Below are 20,056 nucleotides of genomic sequence, written 5' to 3' on the forward strand. Positions count from 1 at the left end.
AAAGTCTTGCAACACCATGCATCCGCGCCAGCGCGGGCCATGCCCGGGAAACGTCATTCTTCGGGCGGCAGCTTGCCAGCGTCCATGTCTTCGACGCGACCATCGCCCTTGGGCTGGCGCGACTGCAGATACACATCGCGCAGCAGCACATAGCGGTCCAGCGCCACCGAATCCACAATGTCACCGGCCTTCAGCAGGCGTGCACGGTCATCCACGACCTTCAGGCCCACCAGCGCGTTGCGGTGCGAAATCGGACGCAGCTCGCTCAGGACATTCCCGTTCCAGTCCGCAGGCAGGGCCACCGTGTCCCGCACGGTGGATGGTCCCAGCAAAGGCAGCACCAGGTACGGGCCGGGCTTGATGCCCCAGGCACCCAGGGTGCGGCCAAAGTCCTGCTTCTGGCGGTCCACGCCCATTTCGGTCGCGATGTCCAGCAAACCGCCAATGCCCAGCACCGTGTTGGTGGTGAAGCGCACCATGTGGTTGTAGGCCTGCAGACCATTGCCTTGCAGCAAATGGTTCACCATGGACCACAGATCGCCCACGTTGCCGAAGAAGTTGCCCACACCGGTGCGCACCGGCTGGGGCGTCACGGTCTGGTAGGCCGTGGCCACGGGCTTGAGCACCGCGTCATCGACGCCATCGTTGAACGACTGCACCTTGCGGTTGAACGACTCGTACGGGTCCTGCGGGTTGCTGCCGGTCGCCGCGCAACCGCCCAAAACCAGCGTGCTGGCCGATACGGCGGCAATGGCGCTCCAGCGCACGATGGGGGATGTCTTGTTCTTCTGCATCATGGGTCAGTTTCCGTTGGTTGCGGGCGCAGGCGCGGCGGCCCCCTCTTCGGCCTTGTTGTAGAGGAATTGGCCGATCAGATTTTCCAGCACCACCGCCGACTGGGTCGAGCTGATGCGATCACCGGCCTTGAGGTTTTCCTCGTCGGCGCCGGCTTCGATGCCGATGTACTGGTCTCCCAGCAGGCCGCTGGTCAGGATCTTCAGCGAACTGTCTTTGGGAAATTTGTAACGTTCTTCCATCACCAGGTTCACGCTGGCCTGGAAGGTCTGGTCGTCGAACGTGATGGAGTCCACGCGCCCCACCACCACGCCGGCACTCTTGACCGCCGCCTTGGGCTTGAGCCCGCCGATGTTGTCGAAGCGGGCGGTCACCGGGTAGCCCTTCTGAAAGTTCAGGCTCAGCAGATTGGCTGCCTGCAACGCCAGAAACACCAGCGCGGCAGCCCCGATCAGCACGAACATGCCGACCCAGATGTCATTTTTGGATTGCTGCATTTTTGATCTATTCCTTGTTTGCCTGGGCGCCGTGCCTCAGATGCTGAACATCGAAGCGGTCATCAGGAAGTCCAGTCCCAGCACCGCCAGTGAAGCCATCACCACCGTGCGGGTGGTGGCGCGCGACACGCCTTCCGGCGTGGGCTTAGCCACATAGCCCTGCAGCAGTGCCACAAAGGTCACTGCCACCCCAAATACCGTGCTCTTGATGACGCCGTTGCCCAGATCGTTCCACCAATCCACGCCGGACTGCATCTGGCCCCAGAAGGCCCCCGCATCCACGCCGATCAGCAGCACGCCCACGATCCAGCCGCCCAGCACGCCGACGGCACTGAACACCGCCGCCAGCAGGGGCATGGCCACCACCCCCGCCCAGAAACGGGGCGCGAGAATGCGTTTGATCGGGTCCACCGCCATCATTTCCATCGCCGACAGCTGCTCGCCGGCCTTCATGAGGCCGATTTCTGCGGTAAGCGCCGTGCCAGCGCGGCCCGCGAACAGCAAGGCCGTCACCACCGGGCCCAGCTCGCGCAGCAGGCTGAGCGTCACCATCATGCCCAGGGCCTCGGCCGAGCCGTAGCGCTGCAGGATGTAATAGCCCTGCAGGCCCAACACAAAGCCCACGAACAGGCCGGACACCCCGATGATGGCCAGCGAATAATTGCCCAGAAAATGGATCTGGTCACCCGTCAGGCGAAAGCGCCGCAGCGCTTCCGGCAGCAGGGCAAGCAGCCGTCCGAACAGGCGGGCGCCATAGCCCATGTCGGCCAGCTTGGAACGCACGGCCAGGCCGATGCGCGCGGGATGCAGCCAGTTCATCGTGCACCTCCGTCACCGTGTGCGGCGCCAAAATCGGCCTCCAGCGAGGGGGCGGCATAGTGGAAAGGTACCGGTCCCGTGGGACGGGCATGGACAAACTGCTGCACCAGTGGATCGGGGCAGTCCATCACTTCCTGCGGCGTGCCCTGTGCGGCCACACCGCCAGCGCCCAGAATCACCACATGGTCCGCCACGCGGAAAGTTTCTTCCACATCGTGGGAAACCAGAATTGTCGTCAGGCCCATGGCATCGTTCAGGATGCGGATCAGGCGCGCCGACGTGCCCAGCGAAATCGGGTCCAGCCCGGCAAACGGCTCGTCGTACATGATCAGTTCAGGATCCAGGGCCATGGCACGGGCCAGGGCCACACGGCGGGCCATGCCGCCGGAGATCTGGCTGGGCATCAGATCGCGCGCGCCACGCAGGCCCACGGCCTGCAGCTTCATCAGCACGATGTCGCGCACCATGGACGGCGGCAGCTGGCTGTGCTCGCGCAGCGGAAAGGCCACGTTGTCGAACACATTCATGTCGGTAAACAAGGCCCCGAACTGGAACAGCATACCCATGCGCCGGCGTGCGGCGTACAGCTGGGTCTGGTCCATGGTGCCCACATCCTGGCCATCGAACAGCACCTGCCCCTGCTGGGCACGGTTTTGTCCGCCGATCAGGCGCAGCACCGTGGTCTTGCCACCGCCGGAAGCCCCCATCAGCGCCGTCACCTTGCCACGTGGCACGGACAGCGAGAGGTCGCGCAGGATCACGCGTTCGCCATAGCCGAACGTGACATTGCGCAGCTCTACCAGTGAAGGGGAATCAGACATGGGGATTGAAGTTTTCCACGGCCCAAAGGGGCTTATTGTGCAAACAAGCGCCCGGCTTGGCTGCAATTTGGCGAATAAACATACATCAGTGTATGTTTATTCGCATCGACAGTTGCAGCACATGGCCGCCCTGTCACGCTGCGGCGCAGCATAGCCAACGGCATCAGCCCTGTGGCTGCGCTGTGACAGCCACGGAGCAGAGTGTTGCTGCATCACAACATATTGTGCAGAAAGGCGCGGGTACGGGCCTGCTGCGGGTTGGCGAAGAACGCTGCCGCCGGCCCCTGTTCCACGATGTGGCCGCCGTCCATGAAGATCACGCGGTTGGCCACTTCGCGGGCAAAGCCCATTTCGTGGGTGACCACCAGCATGGTCATGTGCTCTTCGGCCAGCTCGCGCATGGTGCGCAGCACTTCACCGGTCAGCTCCGGATCCAGGGCCGAAGTGGGTTCATCGAACAACAGAATGTCCGGGTCCATGGCCAGCGCACGGGCAATGGCCACGCGCTGCTTCTGCCCGCCCGACAGGCGGTTGGGATAGGCATCGCGCTTTTCCAGCAGGCCGACCTTCTGCAGCAGCGCCTCGGCCTTGGGCACGATGGCGTCGCGCTTCATGCCTTTGACGATGATCGGCGCTTCGATGATGTTCTCCAGCACAGTCAGGTGCGGGAACAGATTGAAGGACTGGAACACCATGCCCATCTTGCGACCGATCTGGCGGATTTCGGCCTCGCTCACATACTGGGCCTTGGCCTCGCCGTCCGAGCGCGCCAGCACCTCGCCTTCGATGGTGATGGTGCCGCGGTCGATGGTCTCCAGGTGGTTCAGGCAGCGCAGGAATGTGCTCTTGCCCGAGCCCGACGGTCCGATGATGGCCACCACCTCGCCACGCGCCAGCTCCAGCGACACGCCCTTGAGCACCGGCGTGCCGCCAAAGCCTTTGTGAATGCCCTGGGCAGAAATCATCACTTCGGACATGGCTTCAGGCTTCGTACTTGGCATGGCGGTTTTCGAGGTATTGGAAGATCCAGGTCAGCACCAGCGTCATCACCAGATAGAAACAGGCCGCCACAATGAAGGGCGTGAACGTGAAGTCGCGCTGCACCACGCCGCGCGCCACGCGCAGCAGGTCGTTCAGCGCCAGCACATAGATCAGCGAGGTGTCTTTCACCAGGGTGATGGTCTCGTTGCTGACCGGCGGCAGAATGCGCGACCACATCTGCGGCAGCACGATGCGGCGCATGGTCTGGCCATAGCTCATGCCCAGCACCTTGGCGCCTTCATACTGGCCCCGGTCCACCGACTGGATGCCGGCACGGAAGATTTCAGCGAAGTAGGCCGCGTAGTTCAGCGCGAACGCCACCACGGCGGCCGGAAAGTCCGGCAGGCGCACGCCGACCACCGGCACAAAGGGCAGGGCAAAGTAGATAAACAGCATCTGCAGCATCAGCGGCGTGCCGCGCATCAGCCAGATATAGCCGCCCACCAGGCTGCTGAGCACCTTGAAACGGGAAATACGCATCAATGCCAATGCCAATCCCAGCGGGATGGACAGGATCAGCGTGATGACAAACAGCTTGAGCGTAACCAGGGCACCGGCAGACATGGGCCCCAAAAGCGAAATTACATAATCCATCGATGGCCTTCAAGGTGGCGCTTGGGTGAAGGGCAGCTGCCACAGGCACAGGCGCCGGACATGGCGGGTGCAACCCGCATGCCAGGACGCGATTGTCGTCGCAAAGCAAAAAAAACCGGCAATGCCAGGCATTGCCGGTACAGCACCGTCGGTAAGACTTAGTGCTTGATGACGTCAGCGCCGAACCACTTCTTGGCGATTTCAGCGGCCTTGCCGTCCTTCTTCATCTCGGCGATCACGTCGTTGACCTTGTTGCGGGTGGCTTCGTCGTCCTTGCGGAAGCCCACACCGTAGTCTTCGGTACCGAAGTCGTCGGCCAGCACGGTGTAGTTGTCGGGCTTCTTGTTGACCAGGTAACGGCCCACCACCTCATCCACCACCACCACGTCCAGGCGGCCGGCTTCCAGGTCCATCAGGGCCGCGATGTTGTCGCCGAACAGCTTGGTTTCCTTGAACTTGTCCGACAGTTCCTTGTCCTTGGACATGGCGGTCACGGCGCTGGAGCCTTCCTGGGCGCCCACGGTCTTGCCAGCCATGTCAGGCTTGCCCTTGATGTCCGAGCCGGCCTTCACGATGATGATCTGCTTGTTCACCATGTAGGGATCGGAGAACAGGATCTTTTCCTTGCGCTCTTCCAGAATGGTCAGACCGTTCCACAGTGCGTCCACGCGCTTGCCCAGCAGCTCGGCTTCCTTGGCGTTCCAGTCGATGGGCTTGAATTCCACTTCGATATTGGCGCGCTTGGCGACTTCCTTGGCCATGTCGATATCGAAACCGACCAGCTCGTTCTTGTCGTCACGGAAACCCATGGGCGGGAAGTTGTCGTCCAGACCAACGACCAGCTTGCTCACGGCAGCCGGTGCGGGAGCGGCTTCGGGGGCCGCTGCCGTGGAGACAGGTTCATTCTTGCCGCAGGCGGCCAGCAAAGCAGTCAGGGCCACCGTGGCCAGGAGGGTGCGTTTCTTCATGGTGTCGAAAGAAAAGGTGATGAAAGACCTGCAAACGGCGCGACCGGAACTGGCTGCAAGAAGCGTGGTGTACGCCCCCAGGCTGTTCCGCTGCCGGACGAATCCGCTATTGTCGCCCAGAGCGCCATGGCGCGCATCCCATTTCCTGCAAGCCCATGCCACTTCGTCCTGCATCCACCACCCAGCCCACGCACCTGTGTGCCGACGGCCGCCCCACCCTGCTGCCCGCAGCCCTGGTGCAGGCCTACCGCCAGGCCTGGTACGACGTGGCGCTGCCCGCCCATGCCATCGCCTGCAGGCTGCAAGTGGATGTGCACTCGCCTGCCCTGCAGCACGCCATGCAGCAGTGCGACGCCCGGCAGACCTGTCTGCTGACGGCCTGCAACCCGCTGGGCGCCGCACTGTCGCCCGCAGACAACGAACGCCGCATGCAGGCGCTGCGTGCGGCACTGCAGCAGGACGGCTGGAGCTGGGCCCCCGCCCTGGGCCGTGACCCGCTGGGTCAGTGGCCGGGTGAAGACAGCCTGCTGGTCTGGCACATGGACGCCGCCCAGTCCCGCGCCTGGGGCCAGCGCTGGGAGCAGAACGCCGTGCTGACGGTGGACCGCGACGCCGTGCCCCGGTTGTTGCTGCTGCGCTGACAGCACAGGGCGCGGCCTGAGTCCACCGTCCCCTCCCCGCCTCCTGTGCTGGCCCGAAATGCAAAAAAGCCTTTGCGACAGACATCGCAAAGGCTGAGGGCTGTACGGCAGCGGCCTGCACAGCGGCCCTCGGGCCGCCACACAGGCCAGACCGGCGCTCAGCGGGGCAGCTGGCTGGCGCCCACCAGGAACTCGTCCACGGCACGGGCAGCCTGGCGACCTTCACGGATGGCCCAGACGACCAGCGACTGGCCGCGGCGGATGTCGCCTGCGGCGAACAGCTTGGGCACGCTGGTGGCATAGCCGCCGATCAGATCGGTCGTGGCCTTGGCATTGCCGCGCTGGTCCTTGTCCACACCAAAGGCATCCAGCACGGTCTGCACCGGCGAAACAAAGCCCATGGCCAGGAACACCAGGTCGGCCTTGATGATCTGCTCGGAGCCGGCGACCTCGGCCATCTTGCCGTCTTTCCACTCCAGGCGCACGGTCTTCACGGCCGTCAGCTGGCCCTTTTCACCGATGAATTCCTTGGTGCCGATGGCGAACTCGCGCTCGCAGCCTTCCTGGTGGCTGGAGCTGGTGCGCAGCTTCAGCGGCCAGTACGGCCACACCAGGGGCTTGTTTTCCTGCTCGGGCGGCATGGGCATCAACTCCAGCTGGGTCACGCTGGTGGCGCCATGGCGGTTGGAGGTGCCGACGCAATCGGAGCCGGTGTCACCACCGCCGATCACCACGACGTGCTTGCCGTCGGCGCGGATCTGGCCCTTGTACTTGCCTTCGGCCGTGGCCTTGTTCTGCTGGGGCAGGAACTCCATGGCGAAATGCACGCCCTTCAGATCGCGGCCGGGCACGGGCAGGTCACGCGACTGCTCGGCACCGCCGGTCAGCAGCACCGCGTCGAATTCGGCCATCAGCGTTTCGGGTGCGATGGTTTCCTTGGCCCAGTTGGTGACCTTGCTGTCCTTGCCCAGGCCATCCTTGCCCGCCACCAGCACGCCGGTGCGGATCTTCAGGCCTTCGGCCACCAGTTGCTCGACACGGCGGTCGATGTTGGACTTGTTCAGCTTGAAGTCGGGGATGCCGTAGCGCAGCAGACCACCGACCTGGTCGTTCTTCTCGAACAGGGTCACATCGTGGCCCGCACGCACCAGTTGCTGGGCGGCAGCCAGGCCCGCAGGGCCGGCGCCGACCACTGCCACCTTCTTGCCGGTCAGCAGCTTGGGCTTCTGGGCCGTGACCCAGCCTTCATCCCAGGCGCGGTCGATGATGGCATGTTCGATGGACTTGATGCCGATGGCATCGCCATTGATGTTGGCCACGCAGGCGGCTTCGCAAGGCGCCGGGCAGATGCGTCCGGTGAACTCGGGAAAGTTGTTGGTGCTGTGCAGCACCTTGATCGCGTTCTCCCAGTCGCCGCGGTACACCAGATCGTTGAAATCCGGAATGATGTTGTTGACCGGGCAGCCGTTGTTGCAGAACGGGGTGCCGCAGTCCATGCAGCGCGCGCCCTGGATCTTGGCCTGCTCGGGCGTCAGTGCAATGACGAATTCCTTGTAGTTCTTCAGACGTTCCGCAACCGAGGCGTAGCCCTCTTCGATGCGGTCGTATTCCATAAAGCCGGTGGTCTTACCCATGGTGTGTATTCCTTGAAATCTGTGTTCGCTGGCGGTGCGACGGCCCGCCTGGGCCGCCGCGTTCGGGCCGTGTTTACTTGGCCGCTACCGCTTCTTTTTTGGGAGTGGCTTGCGCAGATGCAGCTTGCTTTTCCTTCTGTTTGCGTTCATAGATTTCGCCGAGTGCACGCTTGTACTCGGTCGGGAAGACCTTGACGAACTTGGCACGCGCTGCGGCCCAGTTGTCCAGCAGGTCACGGGCGCGCTGCGAACCGGTCCAGCGGCTGTGGGCTTCGACCATGGCGCGCAGTTGTTGCTCGTCGCTCTGGCCGTTGTGCCACACACCGGGGTCGATGCTGCTGACGAATTCTTCGTGCGGCAGCACCTTGTCCAGCTTGACGGATGCGGTGTTGCAACGCTCGGCGAACTTGCCGTCTTCGTCGTAGACATAGGCCACGCCGCCGCTCATGCCGGCGGCAAAGTTGCGGCCGGTCTTGCCCAGCACCACCACGGTACCGCCAGTCATGTATTCGCAGCCGTGGTCACCCACGCCTTCGACCACCGCCGTGGCACCCGACAGGCGCACGGCAAAGCGCTCGCCGGCCACGCCGCTGAAGAAGGCTTCACCCCGGGTGGCGCCGAACATCACGGTGTTGCCCACGATGGTGTTGCTCACCGAGCTGCCACGGAATTCATGGCTGGGGCGCACCACCACGCGGCCGCCGGACAGGCCCTTGCCGGTGTAGTCGTTGGCTTCACCGGTCAGGTTCAGCGTCACGCCCTTGCACAGGAAGGCACCGAAAGACTGGCCGCCCGTACCTTCGAAGTGGATGCGGATGGTGTCGTCTGGCAGGCCTTCGGCATGCGCACGGGTGACGGCGCCGGAGAGCATGGCCCCCACGGAACGGTTCACGTTGCGCGCCACTTCCATGATGCGCACCTTCTCGCCGTGCTCGATCGCGGGCTTGCAGCGCTCGATCAGCTTCACGTCCAGCGCCTTGTCCAGCAGGTGGTCCTGCTTGTCGACATGGAAGCGCGCCACTTCGGCGGGCACGCTCGGCTGGTAGAACAGGCGGCTGAAGTCCAGGCCCTGGGCCTTCCAGTGTTCCACGCCCTTGCGGGTATCCAGCAGGTCGGAGCGGCCGATCAGTTCGTCGAACTTGCGCAGACCCAGCTGGGCCATGATCTGGCGCACTTCTTCGGCGATGAAGAAGAAGTAGTTCACCACATGCTCGGGCTTGCCGGTGAACTTGGCGCGCAGCACGGGGTCTTGCGTGGCCACGCCCACGGGGCAGGTGTTGAGGTGGCACTTGCGCATCATGATGCAGCCTTCCACCACCAGCGGAGCGGTGGCGAAGCCGAACTCGTCGGCACCCAGCAGCGCGCCGATGACCACGTCGCGACCGGTCTTCATCTGGCCGTCGGCCTGCACGCGGATACGGCCGCGCAGGCGGTTCAGCACCAGGGTCTGCTGGGTTTCGGCCAGGCCGATTTCCCAGGGACCGCCGGCATGCTTGATGGACGACAGCGGCGAAGCGCCCGTGCCGCCGTCGTGACCGGCGATCACCACGTGGTCGCTCTTGCACTTGGCAACGCCGGCGGCAATCGTGCCCACACCGACTTCGGACACCAGCTTCACCGAGATGTCGGCGTGCGGAGCCACGTTCTTCAGATCGTGGATCAGCTGGGCCAGATCCTCGATGGAGTAGATGTCGTGGTGGGGCGGAGGCGAAATCAGGCCCACGCCGGGCACCGAGTAACGCTGCATGCCGATGTATTCGGACACTTTGCCGCCCGGCAGCTGACCGCCTTCACCGGGCTTGGCGCCCTGGGCCATCTTGATCTGGATCTGGTCGGAGGACACCAGGTACTCGGCCGTCACACCAAAGCGGCCGGAAGCGACCTGCTTGATCTTGGAGCGCAGGCTGTCGCCTTCGCGCAGCTCGATATCGGACTCGACCTGGGCCTTGCCGATGATGGACGCCAGGGTTTCGCCCTGCTTGATGGGGATGCCCTTGAGCTCGTTGCGGTAGCGCTTGGGATCTTCGCCGCCTTCACCGGTGTTGCTCTTGCCGCCAATGCGGTTCATGGCCACGGCCAGGGTGGCGTGGGCTTCGGTGGAGATCGAGCCCAGCGACATGGCGCCGGTAGCAAAACGCTTGACGATTTCAGCTGCGGACTCCACTTCGTCCACCGGAATGGCCGTGGCGGGATCGCACTTGAACTCGAACAGGCCACGCAGCGTCATGTGCTGCTTGCTCTGGTCGTTGATCAGTTGGGCGTATTCCTTGTAGGTGCTGAAGTTGTTGGCACGGGTGGAATGCTGCAGCTTGGCAATCGCGTCGGGCGTCCACATGTGGGCTTCGCCACGGGCGCGCCAGGCGTATTCGCCGCCGGCGTCCAGCATGGTTTCCAGCACCGGGTCGTCGCTGAAGGCGGCCACGTGGTTGCGGATGGTTTCCTCGGCGATCTCGAACACGCCGATGCCTTCCACACGGCTGGCGGTGCCGGTGAAGTACTTGTCCACGGTGGCGGTGTTCAGGCCCACGGCCTCGAACAGCTGCGCGCCGCAATAGGACATGTAGGTGGACACGCCCATCTTGGACATGATCTTGGACAGGCCCTTGCCGATCGCCTTGACGTAGTGATAGATGGCCTTGTCGGCATCCAGACCGTCCACGGGTTCCTGGTACAGGTCGGCCAGGGTCTCCAGCGCCAGATAGGGGTGCACGGCTTCGGCACCGTAGCCGGCCAGCACGGCGAAATGGTGGATTTCACGGGCCGAGCCGGTTTCCACCACCAGACCGGCGGTGGTGCGCAGGCCTTCCCGCACCAGGTGCTGGTGGATGGCCGACAGTGCCAGCAGCGCGGGGATGGCCACCTGCGTGGCGCTCACGTTGCGGTCGCTGATGATCAGGATGTTGGCGCCGCCCTTGATCTCGTCCACGGCGTGGGCGCACAGCGAAGCCAGCTTGGCTTCCACGCCTTCACGGCCCCACGACAGCGGGTAGGTGATGTCGATGGTGGCGCTCTTGAACTTGCCGTGCGTGTACTTCTCGATCTCGCGCAGCTTGGCCATGCCCTCGAAGTCGAGGATGGGCTGCTGCAGCTCGAGACGCATCGGCGGGTTGACTTGGTTGATGTCCAGCAGATTGGGCTTGGGGCCCACAAAGGACACCAGCGACATCACGATGGCTTCGCGGATGGGGTCGATCGGCGGGTTGGTCACCTGCGCGAACATCTGGCGGAAGTAGTTGTACAGCGGCTTGTTCTTGTCCGACAGCACGGCCAGCGGGCTGTCGTTGCCCATGGAGCCCACACCCTCTTCGCCGTTCTTGGCCATGGGGGTCAGCAGGAACTTGACGTCTTCCTGGGTGAAGCCGAAGGCCTGCTGGCGGTCCAGCAGCGTCAGCGCAGGCTTGGCGGGCGCGACAAAGTCGGCCGGCACCTGCACCTGGTCAAGCTTGATGCGCAGGTTCTCGATCCACTGCTTGTAGGGCTTGGTGTTGACGACGTTGGCCTTGAGCTCGTCGTCCTCGATCATGCGGCCCTGTTCCAGGTCGATCAGCAGCATCTTGCCGGGCTGCAGGCGCCATTTGCGCACGATCTTGCTGTCGGGCACGGGCAGCACGCCGGCTTCGGAAGCCAGGATGACCAGATCGTCTTCGGTCACCACATAGCGCGAAGGACGCAGGCCGTTGCGGTCCAGCGTGGCGCCGATCTGGCGGCCATCGGTGAACACGATGGAAGCGGGACCGTCCCAGGGCTCCATCATCGCCGCGTGGTATTCATAGAAGGCGCGGCGGCGCTCGTCCATGGCTTCGTGCTGTTCCCAGGGCTCGGGAATCATCATCATCACGGCCTGGCTGATGGGGTAGCCAGCCATGGTCAGCAGTTCCAGGCAGTTGTCGAAGGTGGCGGTGTCGGACTGGCCGGCAAAGCTGATGGGATAGAGCTTCTGCAGGTCGTCGGCCAGCACGGGCGAGGCCATCACGCCTTCGCGCGCCACCATCCAGTTGTAGTTGCCGCGCACGGTGTTGATTTCACCGTTGTGGGCCACATAGCGGTAGGGGTGGGCAAGCGGCCATTCGGGGAAGGTGTTGGTGGAAAAACGCTGGTGCACCAGGCCGATGGCCGAGACGCAGCGCTCATCGGCCAGGTCCTTGTAATACACGCCTACCTGGTCGGCCAGCAGCAGGCCCTTGTAGACCACGGTGCGGCTGCTCATGCTGGGAACGTAGTATTCCTTGCTGTGCTTGAGGCCCAGGTTCTGGATGGCGGCCGATGCGGTCTTGCGGATCACATACAGCTTGCGTTCCAGCGCGTCCTGGACGATCACGTCGGAGCCACGGCCGATGAAGACCTGGCGCAGGATGGGTTCCTTTTCGCGCACGGTGGGCGACATGGGCATGTCGCGGTTCACCGGCACATCGCGCCAACCCAGCAGCACCTGGCCTTCGGCCTTGATGGCGCGCTCCATCTCTTGTTCGCAAGCCAGACGGGAAGCGTGTTCCTTGGGCAGGAAGATCATGCCCACGCCGTATTCGCCGGCGGGCGGCAGTTCCACGCCCTGCTTGGCCATCTCTTCGCGGTAGAGCTGGTCGGGAATCTGGATCAGGATACCGGCACCGTCACCCATCAGCGGGTCGGCACCCACGGCGCCGCGGTGGTCGATGTTCTCGAGGATCTTCAGCGCGCCCAGGACGATGTCATGGCGCTTCTGCCCCTTGATATGGGCCACGAAGCCCAGACCGCAGGCGTCGTGTTCATTGCTCTTGGCGTACAGCCCGTGCTCTTGCAAGTGGGCAATTTCGGCAGCCGTAGTCATGGGGTTTTCCTCTATTTATCTATCGCAGGGAACGCGAGAGTACGACACCGCATAAACCTATGCAAGAAAATTTAATTGGGGTCAGATACTAATTAAAAATAAAAATCTTCATTTCCATTTTAATTAGGGACATATCGAATGCACCAAAAGAAAGCCGCACAGCACGCAAGCACCTACTCACACGCCGAAATGCACCAATAAAGTGCAAATTCAATACACAGTAAAGATCAACCGCCCCGATATGGGGCAAACACCGCCTCTGCTGCCGTTGCAGATGGTGACGAACTGGCGTCGTCTCCCTGTGGCGGGCTGGCATCAACCGGCCGCTGCGCCGGCCGCCCCGGACGCCGCCGGGTCAGGCGCCGCTGGGTCTGGTGCTGCAGTTGCGCCACAAAATCCGGCGATCCCAGGGCCCAGCCTTTGCTGGCCGCCGCCAGCACCTCTTCTGCCACGGCCGCCGACACCCCATGCTCCACCGTGCGCTGGTAAGCGGCTTCCCGGGCGAACGGGGTATTGGCCAGCGCCCAGTACTGGGCATGGGAGCGCACCAGGCTGTCCTGCTGCACGCCTGCGTTGTGCGCATAGCTGGACCAGACGTAGTCCTGCGGCCGCCCCACCAGGCCTTCGGCCACCGGCTGGGTTTCCAGTACCACCATGCAGGGCAGCAGATACGCCGAGGCTTCCAGCACGGTGGAGCGGTAGCGTCCTTCCCACAAGGTGCCGCTGCGGCCATGGCGGTTGTTGAAATAGCGCACATAGCTGCGTCCCACCGACTGCATGAACAACGGCAGACCTTCTTCCGTCTCGGGCGTGGCCAGCACATGGAACTGCGCCGGCAGCAGCACATAGGCATGCAGATCGACCTGGAAGCGCCGCGCCATCTCGCGCATCAGATCCTTCATGGTCTCGTAGTCCTGCACGTCCTCAAAAATGGGCTGCAGATTGTTCCCACGCTGGATCACGTAATGGGCCATTCCAGGCAGTGTCAGTCGGGGCAAGCGGGCCATGGAGCGTCACAGGTTGAAGAGGGGGCACACCACATCGCTGTGCGCCGACCAGAATAGGTTTTGGCTATCAACAGCAGTGCACAAGGTTGAAATACATTATGCGCAGCGTAACGGTGACCATTTGTCGGAGGAGTTCCTGTCTCCACACGACGCCCACACACCGTGTGGCTGGCACAAGCCCATCGTTTGGATGGCAGCCCGGCCTCCACAGCGCACGGCACAGCCTGGCTGCACTCTATCAAAACAGGAGCATCCTGTACCTCTGCGCTGCGGGCAGCGTGGCCGCCGCTGCCACGCAGCCACGGCACTCCCCATACGCCCGCGCGGCAGTCGACACCGCATCGCCGCGCTTGCGCGGGCAACGCGCTACATGGACAACCTCCACACCGGATCGGCGTGCAGGCGCCACCGGTTCCAGAGCATGCCGGTGGCAAGCGCGCACGCAGCGCAAGGACCGCTCCAGCGGTGCATCCACCGGGAGCAGCAGAATCAGAATCGGTGGCCCGTCGGTCACGCCGACAGGCGGGTCAGACAATGGGCCAGAAGGTCCTTGCACGGCAGACCCGCACAGAACTCCTAGTGCCCCTCCTGTTCAGCGCCCCGCCGCCCGCAGCAGTTGCGAGATGGTGTCGCAGGTGCGTAGCAACTGCGGCAGCAACTGGTGCTGCATCATCTCGGCGCTGGTGCGGTTGGCCTGGCCGCTGATATTGAGCGCTGCCACTGTCTGGCCCAGGCTGTTGCGCACCGGCGCAGCGATGGAAATCAGCCCTTCCTCCAGCTCCTGGTTCAGCAGGCACCAGCCCTGGCTGCGCGTCTGGCGGATGGCGGCCCACAGCGCCTCGTCACTGGTCTGCGTCAGCTGGGTGAACTGGCTGCGCGGGCAGCGGTCCATCAGCGCCTGCACCTGCGCATCGGGCTGGGCCGCCAGCAGCACGCGGCCCAGCGAGGTCCAGAACGCCGGCAGGCGCGAGCCCACCCCCAGGTTGGTGCTCATGATCTTGTGGGTGTGCACGCGCAGCACATAGACCACATCCAGCCCGTCGAGCACGGCGGCCGAGCAGGATTCACCCACCGCATCCACCAGGCCTTCCATCGCCGGGCCAGCCAGGCTCCACAGCGGCATGGAGCTGAGGTAGGCAAAGCCCAGGTCCAGGATGCGCGGCGTCAGCCGGAAATGTTTGCCGTCGCTGTGCACATAGCCCAGGGTCTGCAAGGTCAGCAGGATGCGGCGGGCGCCGGCGCGCGTCATGCCGGTGCGCGCGGCGACCTCGCTGAGTGTCTGCACTGGCGAGAGAGCGCTGAAGGAGCGGATCACCTCCAGCCCCCGCGCAAACGACTGAACGTAGCTGTCGCTTGGTTTTTGTGCTTCGTTTTCCATAGCTACAAGGGTTTTCCCTGATGTGGTTTCTACAGGCGCGGAAAGGCAAAGCCCTTCCCTATAATTCTTTTAGCGAACTTTTGTTCTATATGCGAACATTTTAACGCCTTCGCCCGCACCGCGAAGGGTTCATGTCAGCAGGAGACAACACATGATCAACAAAATCACCGACACCATTGCCGAAGCCGTTTCGGTCGTCAAAGACGGGGACGTGGTCCTCATCGGCGGCTTTGGCACCGCTGGCAACCCCAACGAGCTGATCGACGGTCTGATTGCCCATGGCGCCCGCAATCTCACCGTGGTCAACAACAACGCCGGCAACGGCTACACCGGTCTGGCGGCCCTGCTGCAAAGCGGTCTGGTGCAGAAGATCATCTGCAGCTTCCCGCGCACGGCGGACAGCTGGGTGTTCAACGACCTGTACCGTGCCGGCAAGATCGAGCTGGAACTGGTGCCCCAGGGCACGCTGGCCGAGCGCATGCGCGCCGCCGGCGCCGGCATTGGTGCCTTCTTCTGCCCCACGGCCTACGGTACCGAACTGGCCAACGGCAAGGAAGCCCGCGAAATCAACGGCAAGCACTATGTGCTGGAGTACCCCATCTACGGTGATGTGGCACTGGTCAAGGCCGAGAAGGGCGATCGCTGGGGCAATCTGACCTACCGCATGGCCGCACGCAACTTCGGCCCCGTGTGCGCCGTGGCTGCCAAGCACACCATCGCCACCGTGCACGAGATCGTGGAGCTGGGCCAGCTGGATCCCGAAGCCGTGGTCACCCCCGGCATCTATGTGAACTCCATCGTCCAGATTCCGTTCGTGGCCACCCAGGCCGGTGGTTTCAAACAAGCCGCCTAAGCCGCGAATCAAGGAGATACCTCATGAGCAGCTACCAAAAGCGCAGCAAGAACGAACTCGCCGCCCGCGTCGCCCAAGACATCTTCGACGGTGCCTATGTGAACCTGGGCATCGGCCAGCCCACGCTGGTCGGCAACTACATCCCCGCCGACCGCGAGGTGGTGCTGCAGTCGGAAAACGGCATCCTTGGCATGGGCCCTGCCCCGGCCGAAGGCCAGGAAGACTATGACCTGATCAACGCCGGCAAGCAGCCCGTCACGCTGCTGGCAGGCGGCAGCTTCTTCCACCACGCCGACAGCTTCGCCATGATGCGCGGTGGCCACCTGGACATCTGCGTGCTCGGGGCCTTCCAGGTCTCGGCCACGGGCGACCTGGCCAACTGGAGCACGGGCGAGCCCGGCGCCATTCCCGCCGTGGGCGGCGCCATGGACCTGGCCGTCGGCGCCAAGGCCACCTGGGTGATGATGGACCTGCTGACCAAGACCGGCGAATGCAAGGTCGTTTCCGCCTGCAGCTACCCGCTGACCGGCCTGGGCTGCGTCAAGCGCATCTACACCGACCTGTGCACGCTGGAATGCACGCCTTCCGGCCTGCGCCTGGTGGACACCGTGGACGGTCTCAGCCACGCCGAACTGGAACGCATCGTCGGCCTGCCCATCGCCGCACCGGCCGCCGCCGTCGCGGCCTGAACGCCCCTCCTCTGCGCCCGTCGCTCGACTGGCGCGCAGGACGCCCCATTTCTTGAACATCGACCGGCCCACCGGCCACCGCACATCGGAGACAACACCATGAGCAACACCCCCCAAGCCTTCATCTGCGACGCCATCCGCACCCCCTTCGGCCGCTACGGCGGTGCACTGTCCAGCGTGCGCACCGACGACCTGGGCGCCCTGCCCATCAAGGCGCTGATGGAGCGCAACCCCGGTGTGGACTGGAAGGCCGTGGACGATGTGCTGTACGGCAATGCCAACCAGGCCGGTGAAGACAACCGCAACGTGGCCCGCATGTCCAGCCTGCTGGCGGGTCTGCCCATCGATGTGCCCGGCTCCACCATCAACCGCCTGTGCGGCTCCGGCCTGGACGCCGTGGGTTCTGCCGCCCGCGCCATCAAGTCCGGCGAAGCCCGCCTGATGATTGCCGGCGGTGTGGAATCCATGAGCCGCGCCCCGTTCGTCATGCCCAAGGCCGAAAGCGCCTTCAGCCGCAGCAATGCCGTGTATGACACCACCATCGGCTGGCGCTTCATCAACAAGCTGATGAAGCAGCAGTACGGCGTGGACTCCATGCCCGAAACCGCCGAGAACGTGGCCGACGACTTCAAGATCGAACGCGAAGCCCAGGACCGCATGGCCCTGGCTTCCCAGCAAAAGGCTGCCGCGGCCATCGCTGCCGGCTACCTGGCCAAGGAAATCGTCAACGTGGTCATCCCCCAGAAGAAGGGCGATGCCATTGTGGTGAGCCAGGACGAACACCCCCGTGCCACCACGCTGGAAGCGCTGGCCAAGCTGAAGGGCGTGGTCCGTCCCGACGGCACGGTGTCCGCCGGCAATGCCAGCGGCGTGAACGACGGCGCCTGCGCCCTGCTGCTGGCCAACGAAGAAGCCGCCCAGCAATACAACCTGGTGCCCCGCGCCCGCGTGGTGGGCATGGCCACCGCCGGTGTCGCTCCCCGCATCATGGGTTTCGGCCCCGCCCCTGCCGTGCGCAAGGTGCTGGCCCAGACCGGCCTGACACTGGCCGACATGGATGTGATCGAGCTGAACGAAGCCTTTGCCGCCCAAGGTCTGGCCGTGCTGCGCGACCTGGGCATTGCCGATGACGACCAGCGCGTCAACCAGTGGGGCGGCGCCATCGCTCTGGGCCACCCCCTGGGTGCATCCGGTGCCCGCCTCGCCACCACCGCCGTGAACCAGCTGCACACGCTGGGCGGCCGTTATGCGCTGTGCACCATGTGCATCGGCGTGGGCCAGGGCATTGCCGTGATTCTGGAAAAGGTCTGAGCCTTTTCCCCGAACCGGAACCAGGCAACAACGTTTATCGCTCAGGAGACCTTGCATGAGCCGAGCCCCCCAATCGACCGCCTGCACCGTGGTGACCGGCGCCAGCAACGGCATTGGCCGTTCGATCGCCGAAGCCCTGCTGGCCCAGGGCCGCACCGTGGTCAACCTGGACTATGTGCTGCCTAGCTGGAGCCATGAACGCCTGGTGTCCTACCAGGCCGACCTGACCAACGCCGAGTCCACCCAGGCCGCAGCCGAAAAGATTGCGGCCGCACACAACGTGACCGCACTGGTGAACAACGCCGGCGCCACCCGACCCGGCACCATCGACACGGCCACCTCGGCCCAGCTCGATGATGTGGTGGGTCTGCACCTGCGTGCCCCGATGCTGCTGGTGCAGGCCTTTTTGCCCGCGCTGCGCGCCTGCGGCGAAGGCCGCATCGTCAACATGTCGTCGCGTGCCGCACTGGGCAAGGGCGAACGCATTGTGTATTCGGCCACCAAGGCCGGCCTGATCGGCATGACGCGCACCCTGGCCATGGAGCTGGGCCGCGACCGCATCACCGTCAACGCCATCGGCCCCGGCCCCATTGCCACCGAGCTGTTCAAGAACAGCAACCCGGATGGCGCGCCGCAGACGCAGCGCATCCTGAACAGCATCGCCGTGGGCCGCATGGGCACGCCCGAAGACGTGGCCCGCGCGGCACTGTTCTTCCTGTCGCCCGACAACGGCTTTGTCACCGGCCAGGTGCTGTATGTGTGCGGCGGAACCACGCTGGGCGTGGCCCCGGTCTGACCATCTGCCGCCACCTGTTTCGCTTTCCCGATTCCCCCGGATGGCCGTGCCACGCATGCACGGCCACCACCCCCGGCGTGCGTGCCTGGCCCTGGCCAGCAGGGTGCGCAGGGGTCTTTTCCTCGTGTACTGGAGACTTTGATGTTTGAATCCACCCGCTCTTTCTCGCGCCGCCATGGTCTGAAGCTGCTGGCCGCCGCGGCCACCCTGGCCGTGGCCGGCGGTGCGGCTGCCCAGGGCGCCTTCCCCAGCAAGCCCATCAACATCATCGTCCCCTTCTCGGCCGGTGGTACCACCGACATCCTGGCCCGCATCGTCGGCCAGTACCTGGGTGAAGAACTGGGCCAGCCCGTGATCATCGACAACCGTCCCGGCGCCGGCGGCAACATCGGCGGCATGGCCGCCGCCCGCGCGTCCGCCGACGGCTACACCCTGTTCATGGGCACCGTGGGCACCCACGCCATCAACCAGTCGCTCTACAGCAAGATGCCCTTTGACCCGATCAAGGACTTCGCGCCGCTGAGCCGCGTGGCCACCGTGCCCAACCTGCTGGTGGCCAACCCCGCCCAGCCGTTCAAGAACGTGAAGGAACTGATCGCCTACGCCAAGGCCAATCCGGGCAAGGTGAACTTCGGCTCGTCGGGCAGCGGCTCCTCCGTGCACCTGTCGGGCGAACTGTTCAAGTCCATGACCAAGGTGGACATGGTGCACGTGCCCTACAAGGGCAGCGCCCCAGCCATGACCGACCTGCTGGGCAACCAGATCTCGGTGATGTTCGACAACATGCCCTCCGCCATCCAGCATGTGCGCTCCGGCAAGCTGCGCCCCATCGCCGTGACCACGGCCAAGCGCTCGCGTGAACTGCCTGACGTGCCGACCATCGCCGAAGCCGGCGTGCCGGGCTACGAGGCCACTTCCTGGTTCGGCCTGTGGGCCCCGGTCAAGACCCCTGCCGATGTGCAGCAAAAGCTCCACGCCGCGCTGGTCAAGGTGCTGAAGAACCCCGCCGTGGTCAAGAAGATCGAGGACCAGGGCGGCGATGTGGTGATCGACACCCAGGCCCAGTTCGATGCCTATATCAAGTCCGAAGCCGCCAAGTGGGGCAAGGTCGTCAAGGAGTCTGGCGCTCAGGTCTGATCGCCGACGCGGCAGCGCCCGGGTTGCGCTGCCGTCGACGTCCCGCGACGTCGACATATCTCCTCCTTTGCGCGTCTGTCACAGCCTGTAGCGGGCTGTGCAGGCGCGTTTTTTATGGGCACCCCAAATTCTGTATACAAAACAGGGGCACAAGACAAGCACGGACAGCTCAGCCCGCCAAAGAAAAGTGCAGGCGTGCTTTTTGCATCACAACGTGACGAATTGTCATCAGTCGTCACCTAACATCCCACCTTTGCTGCTGCCCCTG

General features: G+C 64.2%; 17 protein-coding genes. 6 read left to right on the top strand and 11 right to left on the bottom strand.

Annotated features, from left to right (window positions below; all coding sequences use genetic code 11):
* Positions 1-53: 53 nt before the first annotated feature.
* From B3349_RS06900 to B3349_RS06930, 7 genes are all read right to left on the bottom strand, one after another.
* On the bottom strand, positions 54-794 hold the full coding sequence (locus B3349_RS06900) for an MlaA family lipoprotein (protein ID WP_291587929.1): 741 nt from the start codon (positions 792-794) through the stop codon (positions 54-56).
* Positions 795-800: 6 nt separating this feature from the next.
* Positions 801-1,292: an outer membrane lipid asymmetry maintenance protein MlaD gene (gene mlaD, locus B3349_RS06905; RefSeq protein WP_291587548.1), complete on the bottom strand. Its 492-nt coding sequence runs from the start codon at positions 1,290-1,292 to the stop codon at positions 801-803.
* 36 nt (positions 1,293-1,328) lie between these two features.
* Positions 1,329-2,111 (bottom strand): lipid asymmetry maintenance ABC transporter permease subunit MlaE, encoded by a 783-nt coding sequence (gene mlaE, locus B3349_RS06910; protein WP_066540371.1) that lies wholly within the window; start codon positions 2,109-2,111, stop codon positions 1,329-1,331.
* Positions 2,108-2,932 (bottom strand): ABC transporter ATP-binding protein, encoded by an 825-nt coding sequence (locus tag B3349_RS06915; RefSeq protein WP_066540368.1) that lies wholly within the window; start codon positions 2,930-2,932, stop codon positions 2,108-2,110. Before B3349_RS06915 ends, mlaE begins: the two co-directional genes overlap by 4 nt.
* 212 nt (positions 2,933-3,144) lie before the next feature.
* Positions 3,145-3,897, bottom strand: a complete 753-nt coding sequence (locus B3349_RS06920; protein WP_291587931.1) for an amino acid ABC transporter ATP-binding protein — start codon at positions 3,895-3,897, stop codon at positions 3,145-3,147.
* A 16-nt stretch (positions 3,898-3,913) separates the two neighbouring features.
* Positions 3,914-4,567 carry an amino acid ABC transporter permease gene (locus B3349_RS06925; protein WP_291587551.1) on the bottom strand — a complete coding sequence of 218 codons (654 nt, stop codon included), beginning with the start codon at positions 4,565-4,567 and terminating at the stop codon, positions 3,914-3,916.
* A 158-nt stretch (positions 4,568-4,725) separates the two neighbouring features.
* A complete protein-coding gene (locus B3349_RS06930; protein WP_291587553.1) occupies positions 4,726-5,535 on the bottom strand; it encodes an amino acid ABC transporter substrate-binding protein in 810 nt (269 codons plus the stop codon).
* Between the two features lie 155 nt (positions 5,536-5,690).
* On the opposite strand from B3349_RS06930, the gene B3349_RS06935 reads away from it, so the two are divergent.
* Entirely contained in the window at positions 5,691-6,176 is a 486-nt protein-coding gene (locus B3349_RS06935) for a DUF3293 domain-containing protein (RefSeq protein WP_291587555.1), read from the top strand.
* Between the two features lie 158 nt (positions 6,177-6,334).
* On the opposite strand, the gene gltD is transcribed toward B3349_RS06935, so the two are convergent.
* The 4 genes from gltD to B3349_RS06955 form a co-directional block, all read right to left on the bottom strand.
* The gene (gene gltD, locus B3349_RS06940) at positions 6,335-7,810 is read right to left on the bottom strand and encodes a glutamate synthase subunit beta (protein WP_291587557.1); all 1,476 of its coding nucleotides are present in this window, start codon (positions 7,808-7,810) and stop codon (positions 6,335-6,337) included.
* A 73-nt stretch (positions 7,811-7,883) separates the two neighbouring features.
* A complete protein-coding gene (locus B3349_RS06945; RefSeq protein WP_291587559.1) occupies positions 7,884-12,617 on the bottom strand; it encodes a glutamate synthase-related protein in 4,734 nt (1,577 codons plus the stop codon).
* A gap of 227 nt (positions 12,618-12,844) precedes the next feature.
* Complete coding sequence (locus tag B3349_RS06950) at positions 12,845-13,624, bottom strand: transposase (protein ID WP_291587561.1); 780 nt, start codon at positions 13,622-13,624, stop codon at positions 12,845-12,847.
* Between the two features lie 592 nt (positions 13,625-14,216).
* Positions 14,217-15,002, bottom strand: coding sequence for an IclR family transcriptional regulator domain-containing protein (locus B3349_RS06955; protein WP_291587563.1), 786 nt, complete (start codon positions 15,000-15,002; stop codon positions 14,217-14,219).
* Between the two features lie 151 nt (positions 15,003-15,153).
* Between B3349_RS06955 and B3349_RS06960 the strand changes: the two genes are divergently transcribed.
* The 5 genes from B3349_RS06960 to B3349_RS06980 all read left to right on the top strand — a co-directional run bounded on the left by B3349_RS06960 (position 15,154) and on the right by B3349_RS06980 (position 19,788).
* A complete protein-coding gene (locus B3349_RS06960) occupies positions 15,154-15,855 on the top strand; it encodes a 3-oxoacid CoA-transferase subunit A (protein WP_291587565.1) in 702 nt (233 codons plus the stop codon).
* A 23-nt stretch (positions 15,856-15,878) separates the two neighbouring features.
* Positions 15,879-16,544 carry a 3-oxoacid CoA-transferase subunit B gene (locus B3349_RS06965; RefSeq protein WP_066540347.1) on the top strand — a complete coding sequence of 222 codons (666 nt, stop codon included), beginning with the start codon at positions 15,879-15,881 and terminating at the stop codon, positions 16,542-16,544.
* A gap of 99 nt (positions 16,545-16,643) precedes the next feature.
* A complete protein-coding gene (gene pcaF, locus B3349_RS06970) occupies positions 16,644-17,855 on the top strand; it encodes a 3-oxoadipyl-CoA thiolase (RefSeq protein ID WP_066540345.1) in 1,212 nt (403 codons plus the stop codon).
* Positions 17,856-17,910: 55 nt separating this feature from the next.
* Positions 17,911-18,651 carry an SDR family NAD(P)-dependent oxidoreductase gene (locus B3349_RS06975; protein ID WP_291587569.1) on the top strand — a complete coding sequence of 247 codons (741 nt, stop codon included), beginning with the start codon at positions 17,911-17,913 and terminating at the stop codon, positions 18,649-18,651.
* A gap of 141 nt (positions 18,652-18,792) precedes the next feature.
* Positions 18,793-19,788, top strand: a complete 996-nt coding sequence (locus B3349_RS06980) for a Bug family tripartite tricarboxylate transporter substrate binding protein (RefSeq protein WP_291587571.1) — start codon at positions 18,793-18,795, stop codon at positions 19,786-19,788.
* The last annotated feature ends 268 nt before the right edge of the window (positions 19,789-20,056 follow it).

It is taken from the genome of Comamonas sp. UBA7528 (assembly GCF_002479375.1).
Classification (GTDB): Bacteria; Pseudomonadota; Gammaproteobacteria; order Burkholderiales; family Burkholderiaceae_C; genus Comamonas.